Annotated in this window: 14 protein-coding genes; 4 read left to right on the forward strand and 10 right to left on the reverse strand. The window is 67.5% G+C overall.

The genetic code is table 11. From position 1 onward, the window contains the following. Positions 1 to 14 precede the first annotated feature (14 nt). Positions 15 to 908, reverse strand: a complete 894-nt coding sequence (locus AB4Y72_RS13580) for a DMP19 family protein (protein ID WP_441426683.1) — start codon at positions 906 to 908, stop codon at positions 15 to 17. Between the two features lie 195 nt (positions 909 to 1,103). Here AB4Y72_RS13580 and AB4Y72_RS13585 point away from each other — a divergent pair, with 195 nt between their 5' ends. Beyond that, positions 1,104 to 4,508, forward strand: a complete 3,405-nt coding sequence (locus tag AB4Y72_RS13585; protein WP_441426684.1) for a DEAD/DEAH box helicase — start codon at positions 1,104 to 1,106, stop codon at positions 4,506 to 4,508. Between the two features lie 31 nt (positions 4,509 to 4,539). On the opposite strand, the gene AB4Y72_RS13590 is transcribed toward AB4Y72_RS13585, so the two are convergent. Beyond that, a complete protein-coding gene (locus tag AB4Y72_RS13590; protein ID WP_441426685.1) occupies positions 4,540 to 4,995 on the reverse strand; it encodes a hypothetical protein in 456 nt (151 codons plus the stop codon). Between the two features lie 9 nt (positions 4,996 to 5,004). Then, positions 5,005 to 6,933, reverse strand: coding sequence for a primary-amine oxidase (locus tag AB4Y72_RS13595; protein WP_441426686.1), 1,929 nt, complete (start codon positions 6,931 to 6,933; stop codon positions 5,005 to 5,007). Between the two features lie 118 nt (positions 6,934 to 7,051). On the opposite strand from AB4Y72_RS13595, the gene AB4Y72_RS13600 reads away from it, so the two are divergent. Together AB4Y72_RS13600 and AB4Y72_RS13605 are read left to right on the forward strand one after the other, a co-directional pair. After that, complete coding sequence (locus AB4Y72_RS13600; RefSeq protein WP_441426687.1) at positions 7,052 to 7,642, forward strand: TetR/AcrR family transcriptional regulator; 591 nt, start codon at positions 7,052 to 7,054, stop codon at positions 7,640 to 7,642. Positions 7,643 to 7,767: 125 nt separating this feature from the next. Then, the gene (locus AB4Y72_RS13605; RefSeq protein ID WP_441426688.1) at positions 7,768 to 8,739 is read left to right on the forward strand and encodes a helix-turn-helix domain-containing protein; all 972 of its coding nucleotides are present in this window, start codon (positions 7,768 to 7,770) and stop codon (positions 8,737 to 8,739) included. A 66-nt stretch (positions 8,740 to 8,805) separates the two neighbouring features. Here the strand turns inward: AB4Y72_RS13605 and AB4Y72_RS13610 are convergent, their stop codons facing one another. Further along, the gene (locus tag AB4Y72_RS13610; RefSeq protein WP_441426689.1) at positions 8,806 to 9,819 is read right to left on the reverse strand and encodes an isopenicillin N synthase family dioxygenase; all 1,014 of its coding nucleotides are present in this window, start codon (positions 9,817 to 9,819) and stop codon (positions 8,806 to 8,808) included. Positions 9,820 to 9,934: 115 nt separating this feature from the next. Further along, positions 9,935 to 11,413: an APC family permease gene (locus AB4Y72_RS13615; protein WP_441426690.1), complete on the reverse strand. Its 1,479-nt coding sequence runs from the start codon at positions 11,411 to 11,413 to the stop codon at positions 9,935 to 9,937. A gap of 350 nt (positions 11,414 to 11,763) precedes the next feature. Here AB4Y72_RS13615 and AB4Y72_RS13620 point away from each other — a divergent pair, with 350 nt between their 5' ends. Beyond that, a complete protein-coding gene (locus AB4Y72_RS13620) occupies positions 11,764 to 13,173 on the forward strand; it encodes an aldehyde dehydrogenase family protein (protein ID WP_441426691.1) in 1,410 nt (469 codons plus the stop codon). On the opposite strand, the gene AB4Y72_RS13625 is transcribed toward AB4Y72_RS13620, so the two are convergent. The 5 genes from AB4Y72_RS13625 to AB4Y72_RS13645 form a co-directional block, all read right to left on the reverse strand. Continuing rightward, positions 13,163 to 15,358 (reverse strand): elongation factor G-like protein EF-G2, encoded by a 2,196-nt coding sequence (locus AB4Y72_RS13625; protein ID WP_441426692.1) that lies wholly within the window; start codon positions 15,356 to 15,358, stop codon positions 13,163 to 13,165. The genes AB4Y72_RS13620 and AB4Y72_RS13625 overlap by 11 nt on opposite strands. Positions 15,359 to 15,449: 91 nt before the next feature. Further along, positions 15,450 to 15,848: a hypothetical protein gene (locus AB4Y72_RS13630; RefSeq protein WP_441426693.1), complete on the reverse strand. Its 399-nt coding sequence runs from the start codon at positions 15,846 to 15,848 to the stop codon at positions 15,450 to 15,452. Positions 15,849 to 16,118: 270 nt separating this feature from the next. After that, positions 16,119 to 16,541 carry a heat shock protein transcriptional repressor HspR gene (locus tag AB4Y72_RS13635; protein WP_441426694.1) on the reverse strand — a complete coding sequence of 141 codons (423 nt, stop codon included), beginning with the start codon at positions 16,539 to 16,541 and terminating at the stop codon, positions 16,119 to 16,121. Positions 16,542 to 16,556: 15 nt separating this feature from the next. Then, a complete protein-coding gene (locus AB4Y72_RS13640; protein WP_441426695.1) occupies positions 16,557 to 17,543 on the reverse strand; it encodes a DnaJ C-terminal domain-containing protein in 987 nt (328 codons plus the stop codon). Between the two features lie 174 nt (positions 17,544 to 17,717). Further along, positions 17,718 to 18,380, reverse strand: a complete 663-nt coding sequence (locus AB4Y72_RS13645; protein ID WP_441426696.1) for a nucleotide exchange factor GrpE — start codon at positions 18,378 to 18,380, stop codon at positions 17,718 to 17,720. Positions 18,381 to 18,382: the final 2 nt, after the last annotated feature.

Raw genomic sequence — 18,382 nt, forward strand, 5'->3', positions numbered from 1 at the left:
GCGGGGAGGGCCGCTTATAAGTCGGCCTCTTCGAACTCGACGGCGGCAAGGATCTCCCTGCTCCGGGGGTCCAGCATGAAGGCCTCCTCGTCGTCTTCCAGCATGAGGAATTCGCCCTGGTCCGTGGTGAAGTGCCAGGCCAGGGTGGTTTCCCCGTTGTGCTCGTAGTTCGGATCACCCATGGTGATCCGCAGCAGGCTGTGCCCGGCAATGTCGCAGAGTTCTCGGATGATCTGCTCGAACTCCGGCGCATCCAGGAGGGCTTCCGCCGCAGCGGCCGACTGGCGCTCCGCGAGATCGGAAATCCGGGACACCCGTCCCGCGATGTGGGCATCGAGGTCGTCGTCGGCAAGGACCAGCAGGTCCGGCTCGCCGCGCAGCCATGCGGCATTCAGTTCCACAATGTCCTCCGTCTCGAGGACCGATTCGAACTCCCCGTCCAGCTCCTCAATGCGGCGCACGGCGTCGGAAACCCCGTCCTCTGCGCCGTCTCCCTCAAGGCCGTCTCCGGGCGCCCAGCCGCTGCCGCCGTCGAGGTAGGTCTCGACGTCGGTGTCGGACAGGGCGCCGAAGGCCGCCACGGTGCGGTTGAAGAGGTCCAGGTGCGCGGCGGCGCCCATGCCCGCCAGGCCCTCCCGGACATACGGATCGATGTCCTCGCGTTCCGGCGCGGTGAACACATACTGGGCGAAACCGCCGGCCAGCGCCTGGGCCAGGTAGAAGTCCACGTAGTAGCTGCGCAGCGCGGTCGGGGAAATCTCCTCCTCCATCAGCAACTCCCCGAACATGGCGTTGACTACCGTGACGTTCGCGTCGACAATTTCCGCGTTTCCGCCGGTGAGGCTCTCCGCGGTCAGCACGGTCGGGTAGCGGTGGGCGGACTGGGTGCTGGACGTACCGTTGGTCATGCGGAATCCTCGCTTCTGGGACTGCTGGTTCTCCGGACCTCTCCACGGTAGGCCCGTCTTCCCGGCCGGCGGCGGAGCCCCAGTTGAACGTCAAGCGAAGTTTGGGGGACGTTCGCGGGCAGGCGCGACGTTCCGGCGGCCCGCGAAGGCTCGCTAAGATGGATCAGATGACCTCCTGCCGAAAGTAGCGCGCACATGCCATCCCATCCGGACGAGAGTGCGGCACTGGCAATTCAGACCCCCGCCATCAACGACCGCTCCCTGGCGGCCGGGCTTGCTTACGCCATGGGGAGCCGCGTTTCCGGGATGTCCTTCGACGCCGCCACAGGGCTTCTGCTGGGCAAGGTGCGGGGCGGTGCCGAGGTGCCCTACTCCACGACGGCGAAGCTTGTCCGGAAGACGGGCGGCTGGAGCTGCACGGTGGGCGTCTGCAGCTGCCCGGTCCGCAAGGACTGCAAGCATGTGGCGGCCCTGCTCTTCTCTGCAGAGGACAACCCGGCCATCCGGATCCAGCTGCTGGCCCCGGCCGAGTCCACCCGGCTCTCCCGCCAGCCCGCGCCGCCAGAGCTGGCCGACTGGGAGCAGGCGCTCAGTCCGCTGATCGCCAGCCCCGGCATCACCCCGTCCGCCAACGGCACCCCGCTGGCGCTCCAGTTCGACGTCGAGGAACCCGCCCCGCACTTTTCCTACACGGGACGCCGCGACCCGCTGCGCAGCGTCCGCCAGCTCAAGGCCCGGCCCGTGATCATGGGGGCCAAGGGCAAGTGGATCCGCGGCGACGTCTCCTGGAGCACCCTGAGCTACTTGAACTACCGGCGCGAGTGCAACGAGGCGCATGTGGAGTGGATGCAGGAATTCCTCGCCTCGCACACCGCCCTGGCGAACCGCCAGCATGCCGGCACCGGGCTGTGGCTGGGGCTCAACACCTACGCCGGCAAGAACCTGTGGGGCCTGCTGTCCCAGGCCCAGAAGATCGGCCTGGCGCTGGTGCACAGCCGCGGCGCCGAACCGGTTCGGCTCGTTCAGGAGCCGGCCGCCGTCGGGCTGAACCTGGCGCGGTTCGGCGCCGGCGGGGACGACGGCGGCCTGGAGCTCGCGCCCACCATCACGGTAGAAGGCGAGGTGGTGGACCCGGCGTCGGTCGGGACCATCGGGCGCCCGGCGCACGGGATTTTCCTGCTCTCCGACCGCGGCGCCCTGCCCGGCACCGCCCCGGCCGACCCCGTCATCAGCCTCGCCCCGCTGGAAAGCGGGCTCAGCGAGGAGCTGCTGACCTTCGTCACGGGCGGAACCACCCTGCACATCCCGGCCCGGGATGAAAGCCGCTTCCTGACCGGCTTCTACCCGAAACTCAAACAGACCGCCCGGGTGACGGCGTCGGACGAGTCCGTGGAACTGCCCTCGCTGGCCGTCCCCACCTTGTCCCTGTTGGCCAACTACGGCGCTGACCACCGGGTCCGGCTGCATTGGGAATGGCACTACAAGTCCGGGAACCTCGTCACGGCGCAGCCGTTGTGGCGGCACCCGGGTGATCACGGCTACCGTGACGACCCCGCCGAGGCCCGCATCCTTGAAGGCATCGGGCAGCCGTGGGACGTGGTGGCGGCCCTGGGCGAATCCTCGACCGGCGGCTGGGGCACGCCGCGGCTTGCGGCCACGGCAGAACTGTCCGGGCTGGACACGCTGGCTTTCACCGAGGACGTGCTTCCCCGGCTCCGCGAACTTCCCGACGTTTCGGTGGACACGTCCGGCGAAATCGCGGATTACCGTGAAGCCGAAGAAGCGCCCGTGGTGGCGATCTCCACGAAGGCGACGGACAGCCGCGACTGGTTCGATCTGGGCATCGTCATCACCCTGGAGGGCCAGCCGGTTTCCTTTGCTGCCTTGTTTTCCGCCCTCGCTGCCGGCCAGACCCGCATGCTGCTGCCGAGCGGGGCTTACTTCTCGCTGGACCTGCCGGAGCTGCACCAGTTGCGGGCGCTGATCGACGAGGCCCGCTCGCTGCAGGACAACCCGGGCGACAAAGACGCCCCGCTGCAGATCAGCCGCTTCCAGGCCGGGCTGTGGGACGAGCTCGCGCACCTCGGCATCGTCGACGAGCAGGCGGCCGCGTGGCGCGAGTCCGTTGGGGGCCTGTTGGAGGGCGGCATCAAGGGCCTGCCCCTGCCCGGGTCCCTGAACGCCGAGCTGCGCCCGTATCAGCTGGAGGGCTTCAACTGGCTGAGCTTCCTGTACCGTCACGGACTCGGCGGCGTACTGGCCGACGACATGGGCCTGGGCAAGACCGTGCAGGCCCTGGCCCTGATGTGCGCCGCCAAGGATGCCGCCGCGGGCGCTGAAGCCCCGGCCGGTTCCGGGGCTGCTCCGTTCCTCGTGGTCGCCCCCACGTCCGTGGTGGGCAACTGGGAGGCAGAGGCGGCCCGGTTCGCGCCGGGGCTGAGCGTGCGCGCCATCGGAGAAACCTTCGCCAAGAGCGGCTCGGATCCGGCCGCGGCGATGGCCGGCGCGGACATCATCATCACCTCGTACGCCTTGTTCCGGATCGACTACGAGGCTTACGCCGCCCGGACCTGGGCCGGCCTGGTCCTGGACGAGGCCCAGTTCGTCAAGAACCACCAGTCCAAGGCCTACCAGTGCGCCCGCAAACTGCCGGCCGCGTTCAAGCTCGCCATCACGGGTACCCCGTTGGAGAACAATTTGATGGAGTTCTGGGCGCTGACCTCCATTGTGGCCCCAGGGCTCTTTTCCAGCCCCAAACGGTTCGCCGAGTACTACCAGAAACCGGTGGAGAAGAACGGCGACAAAGCGCAGCTGGACAAGCTCCGGCGCCGGGTGCGGCCGCTCATGATGCGGCGGACCAAGGAGCAGGTCATCCGGGATCTGCCGCCCAAACAGGAGCAGATCCTGGAAGTCGTGCTGAATCCGCGGCATCAGAAGGTCTACCAGACGCACCTGCAGCGGGAGCGCCAAAAGATCCTGGGCCTCATTGAGGATGTCAACAAGAACCGCTTCACGATTTTCCAGTCGCTGACGCTGCTCCGGCAGCTCAGCCTGGATCCCTCGTTGATCGATCCTTCGCTCTCCGGGGTCCGCTCCAGCAAGCTCGATGTCCTGTTCGAGCAGCTCGCGGACCTCGTGGCCGAGGGCCACCGGGCCCTGATCTTCAGCCAGTTCACCGGCTTCCTGGGCAAGGTACGGGAGCGGCTGGTCGAGGAGAACATCGAGTTCTGCTACCTCGACGGCAGCACGCGCAACCGCACCGACGTCGTCAACGAGTTCAAGAACGGCGCCGCGCCGGTGTTCCTCATCAGCCTCAAGGCCGGCGGCTTCGGGCTGAACTTGACCGAGGCCGACTACGTGTTCCTGCTGGACCCGTGGTGGAATCCGGCGTCGGAGGCCCAGGCCGTGGACCGCACCCACCGGATCGGCCAGGCCCGGAACGTCATGGTCTACCGGCTCGTCGCCAAGGACACGATCGAGGAGAAGGTCATGGCGCTCAAGGCGAAGAAATCCCAGCTTTTCGCCGACGTCATGGAAGGCGACGCGCTCACCGGCGGCGCGCTCACCGCCGAGGACTTGGCCGGGCTCTTCAACGACTGACGCGGTTCATCCGGGCCCCGGCCGGCTCAGCCTATGCTGCGGCGGGCTGCGCCCTGAGCCGGGCCAGGAGCGTTGCGGCGAGCAGCGCCGTCGTGATTTCCAGCGCGATGACTCCCAGCAGCGCTCCGGAGCCCGACGGCGCTGGGCCGGCAACTACGCCGTGATGGTGACCTAAACCCCCGGCGCCGCCCAGGAGCAGGACCGCGTGCACCCCGGTCATTGCCAGTGCCGCGGCCATGACCCGGCGGACGGCGCTGGCCAGGCGCAGATCGCCGTCGCGCCGGTGGCGCCAGATGTGCACGACGCACGGCAGGCACACCGCCACCATGGCGAGCATGAGCACGTTCAGAAACGTCCCGTGCTGGTTTTCGGCTACCAGCCACAGATGCGCGACGCACGACGCCGCGGTGGCGGCGGCGCAGGTCCACGAATGGAAACCGATGCCGGCGGTGACGGTCCGGCGGCCCAAACTGGCGGCGACACTCACGGCGTCAGTCTAGCTGTGGCAGTGTCCGCCGGCGACAGGCTGCGAAGCGGCCGGTACATCCAGCACAGGGCTGCGGTCGAAGAATCCCTCGGGCCGGAGCTTGAAGCCGACCGTGTCCACCGGCATGATGGGCCAATCCTCGATCCGGGGGAAGTGCGTCAGCCCGAAAGTGTGCCACACCACGATGTCCTGGCCGTCGATATCGCGATCCTGGGCGATGTAGGCCGGCAGGCCCGCTCCCCCGGCATGCTGGTTGACGAAGTCCCCCGTCGGGTACCGCTCATCCTCCGCGAACCGGGTGACCCACAGGTCCTTCGTGGCAAAAGCGGCGCGGCGGGCGATGGACGACTCCGGGTCGGCCAGCAGGGTGGGCTGGCCCTGGGCGTGCAGCTTGTAACCCACCGGTTCCCCCAGGCGGTTGCGCGATTCCGGGTTGGAAATGATCCAGGTCCGGCCGCTGCGCGCGTCGGCTTCCCGGGCTGCGTCGGACTCGCGCGCCAGGACGGTCCGCGTCCGGGAGAACGCGTTGCCCCGTTCATTGCCGTCGCCCATGGCCTGCCGCACCACGTCCTCCTCCTCCACCCGGTTCGTGAAGCCGTCGATCGCCATGTCCAGCCGCGCGCTGAAGAGGTGCTGGTGGAACGGCGCGCCCAGTCCGGGGGCGAGCTGGGAGATGTTGGCCGAGCCGCCCTCCGGGTAGGCGGAGGTGAAGACGACGCCGGTGGCCTTGGCCTCGAACTCGATGGTTCCGTCGAGGTAGAGGTACCAGTAAAAGCCGTAGTCGTAGTTGCCGATGGTGGTGAAGAAGGAGATCACCAGGCGGCGGTTGCGGCGGGTGTAGTTGATGCCCGACCAGAGGTCGCTGTGCTTGGCCAGGATTCCCCAGTCTTCCTCGTGCATGCAGATGCCGTTGCGGATCTCCCGGGGGTTGCCGAAAGCGTCGCTGATGACCGGGCTGAGGTAGGTGATCTCGCCGAGGCAGTCGCAGCCAAGTTCCAGCGAGTTGGCGTACTGGCCCACGAGGTATTCGCCGGTGTCGAAGTAGTTCTGCCAGGACCGGATCGGCGACGGGTCCCCGTACGGAACCACCATCTCGGCGATGGACGCCCGGTTGATGATGGGGCGCAGGCGGCCGCCGTCCTGGAAGGCGAGGTTGTGCAGCACCACCCCTTCGCGGACGTCGAAGCCGACGTCGACGCTCCATTTTTCCCATTCGACGTGGTTGCCGCCGGTGACCGTGAAGCTGGGCCCGTCCGGCTGGGTAATGGCGATGGGTTTCTGCGTGGTCCGCAGCGGACCGGTGAGCGCCGGATCGGTGTAGTTGCCGTGCTCTGCGGGAACCGGAACGGCGCCAGTGTCCAGAACCTGCGTCACTGTCTTGGCGACGACATCGACGTACGCCACGAGGCCGTCCACGGGATGCGCCCACGCGCTGTCCTCGGGGAAATCCTGCACGAAGGCCAGTCCGCGCAGGATCCGGCGGCCATTCTCCTCCGGGTACTCGAACACCCCGGCTGACAGCGGGGCAACGCGGACCTTGCTGACGTCCAGGCCGCGGTCGGCCAGCGCCTTAAGCCACCGCTCGTCCGTGGCCAGGAGCTCCTCGACGACCTCGAACTCCTCTTCCAGGACAGGAAGCTCGCCGGTCACTGCGGTATCCAGCTCGACGACGGAAATCACCGCGCCGCTGGACACCGAGACGGTCACGTCGGATGGACGCCCCCCAGAGACGTCGTGCACGAAGACCCGGAACCGGCGGTCCTCGGTTCCCGCCGCAGCGTTCCGGGCGGGGTCCACCAAGCCAAGGTACGCGATGCGCTTGGTCTCGCCGAGCAGGCCCGCAGCGCCCAGGATGCTTTTGACTGCGGTGATTTCGGCGTCCGCGGCCAGGCGGTAAGGGCTATGCGAGGTGCGGGTATCAGTTTGCACGGACATCATGGGGGCCTTCGTTCGGGGACCCTGGCGGGTCAGAACTTTATTTTCTATACTTGTAGAGAATACGAAAATGTAAGCTGTGCCACAAGAGTCCGACGCAAAATAATTGGAGAGCTGTCCGGTGCCAAAGATTGTCGACCACGACCAGCGGCGGCTTGAACTCGTCGACGCCACGTGGCGGATCATCGCCCGCCTCGGGATCGAAAGTGCCACCATGCGGGAAATTGCGCTGGAGGCCGGCTTTGCGAACGGCGCCCTCAAACCGTACTTTCCCACCAAGGATGACCTGCTGACCTTCGCATTCGGGCACGTCTTCAACCGCACCAACGAGCGCATCGCGGAGGTCACGGCCGGGCAGGCCGGACTCGCGGCCCTGCGGGCGTTTTGCGTCGAGGTGCTGCCGCTGGATGAGGAGCGGATCAACGAGGCGCGGATTGTCATTCCGTTCTGGCAGAAGGCCATCAATGACCCCGACAAGGCCCGGATCCACCGGGATTCGATGGAGCAATGGCTCGCGGCAATGCGGCAGCATCTTGCCGAGGCGCGGGAATCCGGCACCGTCACCACCGCCGTCGACGACGCCGCCCTGGCGGGGCAGCTGCTCAACCTCCTCCTCGGCGCACAGATCTCGGCAGCACTGGCCCCGGCGGGCCAGGTGGAGCTCGGGCTGAACGAGCAGCTGGAGGGGTTCCTGACCCTGCTGGGCTGCTAGACCCCGGAGCCAATCTTTTTTCGCCGACCGTCGAAAAAAGATGACAGCGGCTGCCGGCGGCGCTACCCTGAAAGGACTGTGTCCCATGACACAGTCCCGGAAATACGACGCCGTCAGGATCTCTTATGACCGCAGTTGCAGCTCGCCCGACGCTCAAACCCGCCGGACAGGACGTCCGCACCAGCACAGCCGAATCCTTCGAGCACTGGAGGCATCTCGTCGCGGAGTCCTTCGTTCCGCTGGCCGCCTCGAGTGCCGATGCGGACAACTTCCGCGGCCGCATGCGGGCCCGCAGGCTGGACCGTGTGGCGCTCGTCGAGGTCTCCTCCACGAGCCATGAGGTCCACCGCACGCCGGCGCTGATTGCGCAGTCCAGCCAGCGCTATTTCAAGCTCAATCTCCAGCTGCAGGGCACCGGGCTCCTCATTCAGGACAACCGCGAGGCCCTGCTGCGTCCCGGGGATCTCTCCATCTACGACACCAGCCGCCCCTATACGCTGGCTTTCGAGGGCGACGCCCGGCTCATGGTGGTGATGTTCCCCTGGGATGCGCTGTCCCTGCCGGCGGACTGCATCGCGCAGCTTTCGGCCGTGCGGATGGCCTCCGACGGCGGCCTCGCGGGGATCGTCGGGCCGTTCATCGCCCACCTCGCGGAGAATCTGGACGCCCTTAGCGGCCCCAGCGGCTCCCGCCTCGCCACGAACGCCCTCGATCTCGTCTCAACGATGCTGCATTCGGAGCTGGACATGTCCCCGGACCGGATGAGGCCCCAGGCCCTCCTGGCGGCCTCCGTCCGCGAGTACATCGACGCCCACCTGGCCGATCCGCTGCTCTCACCGGCCTCCATCGCGGCGGCGCATTTCATTTCCACGCGGCACCTGCACAATGTCTTCCACGAATCCGGTACCACCGTGGCCAGCTGGATCCGGACCCAGCGACTGGAAGGGGCGCGCCGCGAACTGCGGGATCCGCTCCTGGCCGGCATGCCGGTAGGAGCCGTGGCCGGGCGGTGGGGCTTCCTGGATGCGGCCCATTTCAGCCGCTCCTTCCGGGATGCGTTCGACGTGTCCCCCAGCGACTGGCGTCGCGGAGCCTGAGCATGAAGGTCCTTGAAGATGCCAGCCGCCAAGGATCTCCGGCCGCTTCAGAAAGGGACGCCGGCGTCAGTTCGTGAGCAGATCCGCGTGGTGAACTGCGGCGACGTTTGGGTGCGCCCGGAGCCGGTAGCGCAGGGCGTTATCCCCGTAGGTCTCCAGAATCGGGCTGTTAGTCGGGTCAACCGACAGCCCGCGGGCCTTGGCCTGAAACTCCGGGCTCACCGCGAGCTGGGGCATGGTCGCGTCCAGCGCCGGGTTGTAGAAGAACGGCAGGGAGATCCTGTCGGTGCCGCGAAGGGGCGAGATCACCCGGTGCAGGGTCGCCTTGAGGTAGCCGTTTGTGGCCAGCTCGAGCATCTCGCCGATGTTGACCACGAATGTCCCGGGCACCTGAGGTGCGTCGATCCAATTCCCCTGGTACTCGACCTGGAGTCCGCCCTTTCCGGGTTCAACGAGGAGGAGCGTCAGCACACCGCCGTCGCGGTGGGACCCGACGCCCTGCTTCGGGTCCGGGTCGGATTCCCCCGGATAACGCACAATCTTGAGCAGGGGGAACGCCCGCTCGGCGAACGCGGCATCGAACGTGTCCTCGGGCGCCCCGAGGGAGACCGCCAGCGCCCGAAGCAGGGTGAGGGAAATGGCGCTAAGGCGCTCGGTCCACTCCGAGACGACCTCCCGCATCTCGGGCAGTCCACTGGGCCACAGGTTGGGCCCCTCGAGGCGCCAGTAGTCAGCGACACCTGCACCCGGCTCCACGGCGGCTCTCTCGACGCCGATGTCGATCTGTTCACGCCAATCGACCGCTCCGTCCGTGAGTTCGCCGCCGATGCGGGTGTAACCGCGGAACTGCGGGCTGTGGACGTTCTCAACCGCGAGCTTTTGCTCGTCGGGCAGTTCGAAGAAGCGGCGGGAGACGTCGAGCATGGCGTCGGTGAGCTCCTGCGGGATGCCATGACCGGCCAGGTAGAGGAACCCGACCTCATGCATGGCATCGCGCAGGTCATCCCGGAACCGGGAGGCTTCTTCCGGTCCCGCACTCAATCGAGAGAAGTCCAGGACGGGCAATGATTCGAGAGACAAAGTGCACTAGTCCTTTACAGCGAACTTGGCAAGCCGAGGCCTGTATTGGCTCCAATGTTACGGACCGGGGTGCGGCGTCGGGGATTAACATGTCGAAATAAGACTTTCGGGCAGGTCAGTGTCCCGGGGCCGGGACCGCAGCCGCTGCGGCCCTGCGCTCCACGCCGACTTCCACCAGCACGCCGGCCGCAAACACGATCGGGACGGCGGCCAGCAGGCCCACGGCCGTTTCGGCGCTCCCGCCGATCAGCGCCGTGAAGTTGCTGACCACGAGGGACAGGACCCAGCCGAGCAGCAGGGTGGCGAGCACCGGTGCCACGACGGTCTGCCACAGCTGGCCGGGCACCTTTTCCCGCCGGAAGTAGGCGACGACGGCCAGGGAGCAGAGCATGTAGAGCACCAGGAGCGCCCCGACGGCCAGCCCGCTGAACCAGGAAAAGAGGGTCAGGACGGGGTCCAGGGACAGCACGGCGAACGGCGCCACGAGCAGGAAAGCGACCACGGTCTGGATCCGGGCGGCGATGGCGGGGGCCTTGTGCCGGTTGGTCCGGGCCACACCGCGGGGCATGGACCCGCGCAGGGCCAGCGAATGGAGGTAGCGGTTGATGCCGTTGTGGAAGGCGATGATGCCGGCCAGCAGGGAGGTCACAAGCAGCATGCCGGTGACGGTTCCGGCCCACGGCCCGAACAGCTCCACCATGGGTGTCAGCACGAAGGAGGTGGAGTCGCCCGATTCGAGAGCCGCGCCCGCTGCGTCAATGACGTGCGAGGGGCCGTAGTAGCTGACCAGCATCCACGAAATGAAGGAGAAGAACACTGAGATGACCCCCACCGAAAGATACGTGGCACGGGCCACCGTGCGGTGGGCGTCCTTGGCTTCGGCCGAGTAGATGGCCGTGGATTCGAAGCCGAACATCGAAGCGACAGCGAACATAATGGCCACTCCGGGGGCGCCTGCGCCTATCGCCGCAGGAGAGAACGATGCCGCCAGGCTGATCCCTTCCGGTCCGCCGCCGCGCACCAGCACGGTGAAGCCGAACATGAGCAGGATGGCCACCTCCAGGCCTACGAGGACTGCCAGAACGCGCGCCCCGAGTTCGATGTTGAGAGATCCCAGCACCTGCACGCCCGCCATGGTGACCACGGCCAGCAGCCACCAGGGAACCGCGATCCCGGCGGTTCCGAGGACGCCCGAGAACGCCGCGCCGTACAGCCCGTACATCGCGGCCTGGACCGTGCTGTACGCGAGGAGTGCGAGCCACGCCGCTCCTGCTCCGATCTTTCGCCCAAAGGCTGCCGTGACATAGGCGTAGAAGGCGCCGTTGGCCTGGATCTTGCGGCTCATCGCGACGAACCCGACGGCGAAGAGCACTATCACGATGCCCACCACCAGATACGCGCCGGGCGCGCCGGCGCCGTTACCCAGGGCCACGGCCAGCGGTGACGCCCCGACGATTCCGGTCAACGGCGCCTGGGCGGACAAGACAAAGAACAGAATGCCCATGACGCCGACGCTGCCGGCCCGCAGCGCGGTGGAGTGCTCCGTGCGGGGACTGTCTTTTGCGGTCCGGGACTCGGAATTTGAAATGCTCATCGGATCCTTCTTAACGGTCATGAGTCTGGGGAATAGCGGGCTGGAATATGGAGGTGCCTTGCACCGTGAAATCCAGCATGGCAGGTGACGCCGGTCACTCCTTTGTCGATCAGCGATCGGTTGTTGTTCCCCAGCGCAACGGCACTCGTGGCCGCCGCGATCCTTCGCAGCGGGTCAACGGCAGTTCGCGCAAAGACAAGACCGCGGGTCCAGCACCGGTGGACACTCGAGATGACAGTACGGCTTTGGAACCATCTTGCGCCGCGTGCAGTGCCTCTAACAATGCAGTGCTTGAACAATGCAGCTCTTCAATAACCCGTCGCCTCAACTACTCGATGTGGAGTACACCCATGGAAACCTACGACGCCCTTCTCGCCGCGATTGCCCCGACCGCCGGCGAGGGCCGGACCATCCCGGACCCCGCCACCGGCCAACCGGTCGGGGTCGCGCCCGTCCACACCGTCCAGGACCTCGAGCGGGCCATCGCCGCAGCCGCGGCCGCGCAGCCTGCCTGGGCCGCACTGGGCCACGACGCGCGTAGCGCCGCACTCCTGAGGGCCGCTGACGCCGTCGAGCGCTCCGCCGAGGAACTGGCACGCCTGCTCTCCCGCGAACAAGGCAAGCCGCTCAACGGCCCCAACGCCCGCTTCGAGGTCGGCGCCTGCGCCGCCTGGCTTCGGGCGGCCGCCGTCACGCCCCTGGACCCGGAAACCGTGGTGGACGACGGCGAAACCCGCGCCGAACTGCACTACCGGCCCATCGGCGTCGTCGGCGCGATCGGTCCCTGGAACTGGCCGATGATGATCACCGTCTGGCAGCTCGCTCCCGCCCTGCGCATGGGCAATGCCGTGGTGGTCAAACCCTCCGAGTTCACCCCGCTGTCCGTCCTGGCCCTCGTCCATGTCCTGAACCAGGAGCTCCCGGAGGGCCTCCTCACGGTCGTCTCGGGCGGGCGGGACGTCGGCGAGGCCCTGGCCGGACACCCCGCGATCGGCAAGATCATGTTCACCGGCTCCACCGCCACCGGCAAGGCGATCATTAAGTCCTCTGCGGACACCGTCAAACGTCTCACCCTGGAACTGGGCGGCAACGACGCCGGCATCGTCCTGCCGGACGCCGATCCGAAAGCCATTGCCGAGGGCCTGTTCTGGGGCGCGTTCATCAATACCGGCCAGACCTGCGCGGCCCTCAAGCGCCTCTACGTCCACGATGCCATCTACGATGCCGTCTGCGAGGAACTCACCGCGGTCGCCGCCGCCATGCCCATGGGCAACGGACTGGACGAGGCCAGCGTCCTGGGCCCGCTGCAAAACCGTCAGCAGTACGACATCGTCGCGACGCTCGTGAATGCCGCGAGGGAATCCGGGGCCCGCGTGCTCCTGGGCGGCAACCCGGATCCGGACCAGCCGGGCCACTTCTATCCCACTACCCTTGTGGCCGACGTTGACAACAACAACCCCCTCGTCACCGAGGAACAGTTCGGCCCCGCCCTGCCGATCATCCGCTACGGCACCGTCGACGAGGCCGTCACCATGGCCAACGCCCTCGACGTCGGACTCGGCGCCTCCGTCTGGTCCGCCGACGCCGCCGAAGCCCGTAAGGTCGCAGCCCGGCTCGAGGCCGGGACCGTCTGGATCAACAAGCACGGCGCTGTGGACCCCCGTATCCCCTTCGGCGGAGCCAAGCAATCCGGCTACGGTCTCGAATTCGGCGTTGAGGGTCTCAAAGCCCTCGGCGTCCCGCAGGTCGTCAACGGCTGACGCTGTTCTTAGGAGGGGCCGAGGGTGCCGCGGTGGGCGGGACGGGTTCGTGCCGCAGGTACCTGCGCCGGAACCGGCCGCTGCCGGCGGTCAAGGCCCTCAGCTCCACTGCGTACCGCAACAGTTCCTGGTCCGGGACCTCGGCGTTGATCTCGGTGCTGTCATCCCCGGCGGACGTGGTCCCGGTCAGCCGGGCCCGGCGGGAGGACAAATCGCTCATCACGGCGCCCACGTGTTCCTCAGAAACGCTGATGGTCACGGCCGAGACCGGTTCCAGGAACTGGATGCGGGTTGCCGCCGCGGCTTCGCGAAGGGCGAGTGCGCCGGCGGCCTGGAACGCCGCGTCGGAGGAGTCGACGCTGTGGGTCTTTCCGCCGAGCAGCGTCACCCGGATGTCCACCACCGGGAACCCGGCGGAAACGCCCTTCTGCATCTGAGCCCGGATGCCTTTCTCGACCGAGGTGATAAACGGCCCGGGAATCACCCCGCCCACCGTCTTGTCGACGAACTCGAACCCGGAGCCGCGGTCGAGGGGCTCCACCTCGATGTCGCAGACGGCGTACTGGCCGTGGCCGCCGGACTGTTTGACGTACCGCCCGTGGCCAGCCGCCGGCGCGGCGAACGTCTCCCGCAGCGGGGTGATCACCGGAACGGTCTGCAGGTTCACGCCTTGGTCCCGCAGCCTGCCCAGGACGACGTCGGAGTGCGCCTCGCCCATGCACCACAGGATCAGCTGGTGGGTTTCGGAGTTCCGCTCGACCCGCAGCGTAGGGTCTCCGGCGGTGACCTTCCCCAGGTTTCGGGCCAGGTTGTCCTCATCGCCGTGTGTGGCCGCTTCAACAGCAACGGGCATGAGCGGGTCCGGCATGTCCCAGGGGGCGATGAGCAGCGGCAGTTCCTTGGCCGAAATTGTATCGCCGGTCTCGGCGGTGCCCAGTTTTGTCAGCGCACAGATGTCCCCGGCCACACAGAACGGTACCGGCCGCAGGCCCGATCCCAGCGGCGAATAGAGGTGAGTGATCCGCTCGTCGCTGTCGTGATCCTCGTGGCCGCGATCGGCCATGCCGCGGCCACCCACATGGATCGCGGCGTCCTCCCGGACCGTTCCGGAGAAGACGCGCACCAGGCAGACCCGCCCAAGGAACGGGTCGATCGTCGTGCGGACCACTTCGCCGAGCAGCGGTCCTTGAGGGTCGCAGTCCAGCGGACCGGCGGCCACGCCGTCCAGGTCGGTCGCCGCCGGAACGGCATGCTCCGCCGGCGCCGGAAATCCGCGCACCAGCACATCGAGCAGTTCGGCCAGGCCGAGTCCGGAGTCCGAGGACACCGGCAGCACCGGATGAAAGGACCCTCGGGCCACGGCTGTCTCCAGGTCCGCGATGAGGACCTCGGGGGCGATGTCGCCCCCTCCGAGGTAATGGTCCATGAGGGTCTCGTCCTCGCTCTCGGCAATGATGCCTTCGATCAGGGCGCCCCGGGCGGACTCGGACCCGGTGAGTTCGGCGTCCGTCGCTGCGCGGGCGGCAGGCGCCGGTTCGTCAGGAGCGTATTCGGACACCGTCCCGGTCAGCAGCCCGAGCAGGCCGGTGAGGGCACCGTCGGCGCGAACCGGAAGGTAAAGCGGAAGGACGGATTCACCGAAGGCCAGCCGGCAGCGGGCGACGGCGGCGTCGAAATCCGCGCGCGGATGGTCCAGGCGGCTGATTACCACGGCCCGCGGCAATGCGAGCCGTTGGCATTCGCTCCAGAGCGCGGTGGTCGCGGCGTCGACGTCGTCGGTGGCGGAGACGACGAACAGCGCCGCATCCGCCGCCCGCAGTCCTGCGCGCAGCTCGCCGATGAAATCCGTATAGCCCGGGGTGTCCAGCAGATTGATCTTGACGTCCCCGGCCCACACCGGCACCACCGCCAGCGCCACGGAGCGCTGCTGCGCGATGGCGGAGGGATCCGAGTCGCTCACGGTAGTTCCGTCGGCGATCGAGCCTTTGCGCGCGATCGCCCCGGTGGCGGCAAGCAGGGCCTCGGTGAGCATGGTCTTTCCGGCACCGGAATGCCCCACGAGTGCCACATTGCGGATCTTGTCCGGCTGCTCCGGCGGCGGGGCACCGTTGGCGTCTGCCCGCCGGAGATCAGACGTGCCCCGGACGGGACCCCTCGACGGAGTTTTGGCGCCCTTCGACGGCATGAGAACCTCCTGGCGTCGCATCCACTCGTACCCTGCAGGGCCTTGTGTTAAGGATTGGACACCCTGGAACGTCCGGACGGCAAGGACTTTTTCACGCCGCCGCCGGAGCAACCAGGGATCCGGACGCCGCCCGGTTCCGGAGCCACCGGCCCAGGGCCTTTCCTTTGCCCTTCCACCAGTTGTCTTCGTCGGTGTCATGGTGCCACCGGAAGATCACGGCGACCATGACGAAGACGCCTGCGCCGACGTTTGTCCAGGAGCCGGAGGCGGCATCGAGGAGCACGCTGAACGCCATGACGAGGATGGACGGAAGGGCCAGAGTGCGGAACGCTGTGTTGGCCACATAGCGGCGGTGGGACCGCGGCACGGACACCGCGCGGACGAAGTCGAAGCACAGGCATACCACCACGAGAGTCTGCCCTAGGGACAGGAGGATGTGCCCTGGCAGCGAGCCGGCAAACAGGACGGCCGCCTGGAGTCCGGGGCTCACGGTGTGCCCGCAGACGTGGACGGATCAAACTCGGCTGACTCGTGCATGCGATGCCCCCCGGCGTCTACGCTGCTGCGCTGGCTGCGCCCGGGCTACCCGAAAGAGCTGTGAGCGTCTCATGCCAGACTTTCTGACACCCCAATTCAACGAGAGCCCAAGGCCCGAAGTCACGCGCATGCAGTACCCGACTATCGGAACGCACGTCACCCGGTTCCGTTTCGCAGTACTCAGTTCGGTGCCGCGGCTACCTGGCTTGGCGCAGCTGCTGCTCTATTCGATCCCTCGCGGCCGCCACACCATGAGCGCCTGCGACCGCGCCTGAGGACGCTTTCCGCGGGCCAGGCTGACGACGTCGCCGGCAGTCCCCGCGGCGAAAATCCGCGAGTCCAAGGGGCGGGGGCGTCGTTGGAGTTCTTCGCTCAGTTCGCTGACGCGCCGTTGCAGGGCAGCCACTTGGTTCTCGAGCTGGAGGATCCGCTTGATGCCCTCCAGCGAGACCCCCTCCTGGGAGAGCCGCTGGACCTCGCGGAGCATGTTCACGTCCCGCTGCGAGTAACGCCGCGATTTCCCCGGGGCCCGGCTGGGCGAGACGATGCCCATGCGGTCGTACTGGCGCAGGGTCTGCGGGTGCATGTCCGCGAGTTCCGCCGCAACGGAGATGACGAAGATCGGCTGATCGAAGTCGATGCCCATGGCTGGCTCCCGTTCCTAGAGCCGGGCCTTGGCTGCCAGGCCCGTGCGGACGTCCTCATCGGCGGTGGCCGCGGCGAAGGCCTTCACGGCGTCCTCCGCTTCCTTGCTCAGCCTCCGTGGAACAGCGACGTCGATTGTCACCAGCAGATCGCCGGTGGCTTTGGCGTGCTTGACGCCGCGGCCCTTGACGCGCAGCGTCCGGCCCGACGGCGTCCCTGCGGGGACCCTGACCTTGACCTTGTCCCCGTCGACCGTGGGAACCTCGATATCCGCGCCCAAAGCCGCTTCCGGGAAGGAGACGGGGACGTGGATGCGCAGGTTGTCGCCGTCGCGGACGTAGAAATCGTGGGGCTTCACCGTGACGGTTACCATGAGGTCGCCGTTGCCGGCGGGCCCGTACTGGCCCTTGCCGCGGACGCGGACCTTTTGTCCGTCCTTGATACCGGCCGGGACCCGGACGTCGATGACTTCGCCGTCGGGTTCCCGCAGGCCGATCGTGGTGCCACGGATTGACCCGGCAAATGAGATCGAGGTGGACGCGGTGCGGTCCGCCCCCTTCTGCGGAGCCCGCTGGAACGACTGGCCCCCGCCGCCGAATCCGCCGCCGCCGCCGAAGAGGTCGGCGAACTCGGGCGGAATGCCGCCCGAGGTGCTGTAGCCGCCGGAATGGCGCCCGCCGCCGCCGGTGAAGAGCCCGCCGAAGAGGTCTTCGAAGCCCGCGCCGCCGGCAGTACCGCCGCCCCCGCCGGGCGCAAAGCGTGCGCCTCCACCCATGGCGCGGATGGCGTCGTACTGCTGGCGCTCATCGGCGTCCGACAGAACAGAATAAGCCTCGGAGATGTCCTTGAACTTTTTCTCCGACGCTGTGTTGCCGGCATTGGTATCCGGGTGATGCTGCCGGGCCAGCTTCCGGTAGGCCTTCTTAATATCGGCGTCGGAAGCGTCCTTGGCGACACCAAGGATCTTGTAAAAGTCCTTGTCCACCCAATCCTGGCTAGCCAATGGCGTTTCCTTTCAAATAAAAAGCGTTTAGGCGAGACTACCGCTGAACGCCGAAGCGGATGAGGGGGCCCGGGAGTGGCATCGGGCCTGCCGGAGCGTGGAGGCAAAGTCCGTCAGGACTTTGCCTCCACGCGTAGGGGCGGGGCCCCCTCATCCGCGAAGGCGTGGAGGTGACTACGCCGGAACGGCCACGATCACTTGTGCTGCGCGGAGCACGCGGTCGCCGGACTTGTATCCCGAGCGCAGGACCTGGCTGACGGTGTCGATTTCGATATCCGTGCCGGGCTGCTGGATGAGGGCCTCGTGGATGGTCGGATCGAACTCCACGCCGGTCTCATCAATGCGGACCAGGCCGTACGTCTTCAGCGCCGTCTCCAGCTTCGCGGCGATCGCGGCGAACGGACCGTCCGCCAGATCGCCGTGCTGGCGTGCCGCGTCGACGTCGTCGAGCACCGGCAGCAGCGCGTTCAGGACGCCGATGACGGCCATCTCGCCCGCCACGGCCCGGTCGCGCTCGACCCGCTTGCGGTAGTTGACGTACTCGGCCTGCAGGCGGCGAAGGTCATTCCTGAGCTCCTCCGCCTCGGCCGCGCCAGCGGCACCCTGGGCCACCGATTCCGCGGCGGGCACCTCAACGCTGTTGAGGATGTCCTCCGCCTGGGACAGGGCGTCCCCGGACTCGGCGTGCTCCTGGCCGGGGTGGCGGGCCTGGCCGGTCTTCGGATCAACCTTGCGGTTGTCGTGGATCACCGGTTTCTGCGGCTCGTTCTCCCGCTGCTCATCGTCGCGGCGGCTCTCGGAAGAACCGTGCTCTTCTTCGTTACCGTGGTGCGGCATGA

The sequence above is a fragment of the Arthrobacter sp. YAF34 genome, from assembly GCF_052113245.1.
GTDB lineage: Bacteria > Actinomycetota > Actinomycetes > Actinomycetales > Micrococcaceae > Arthrobacter.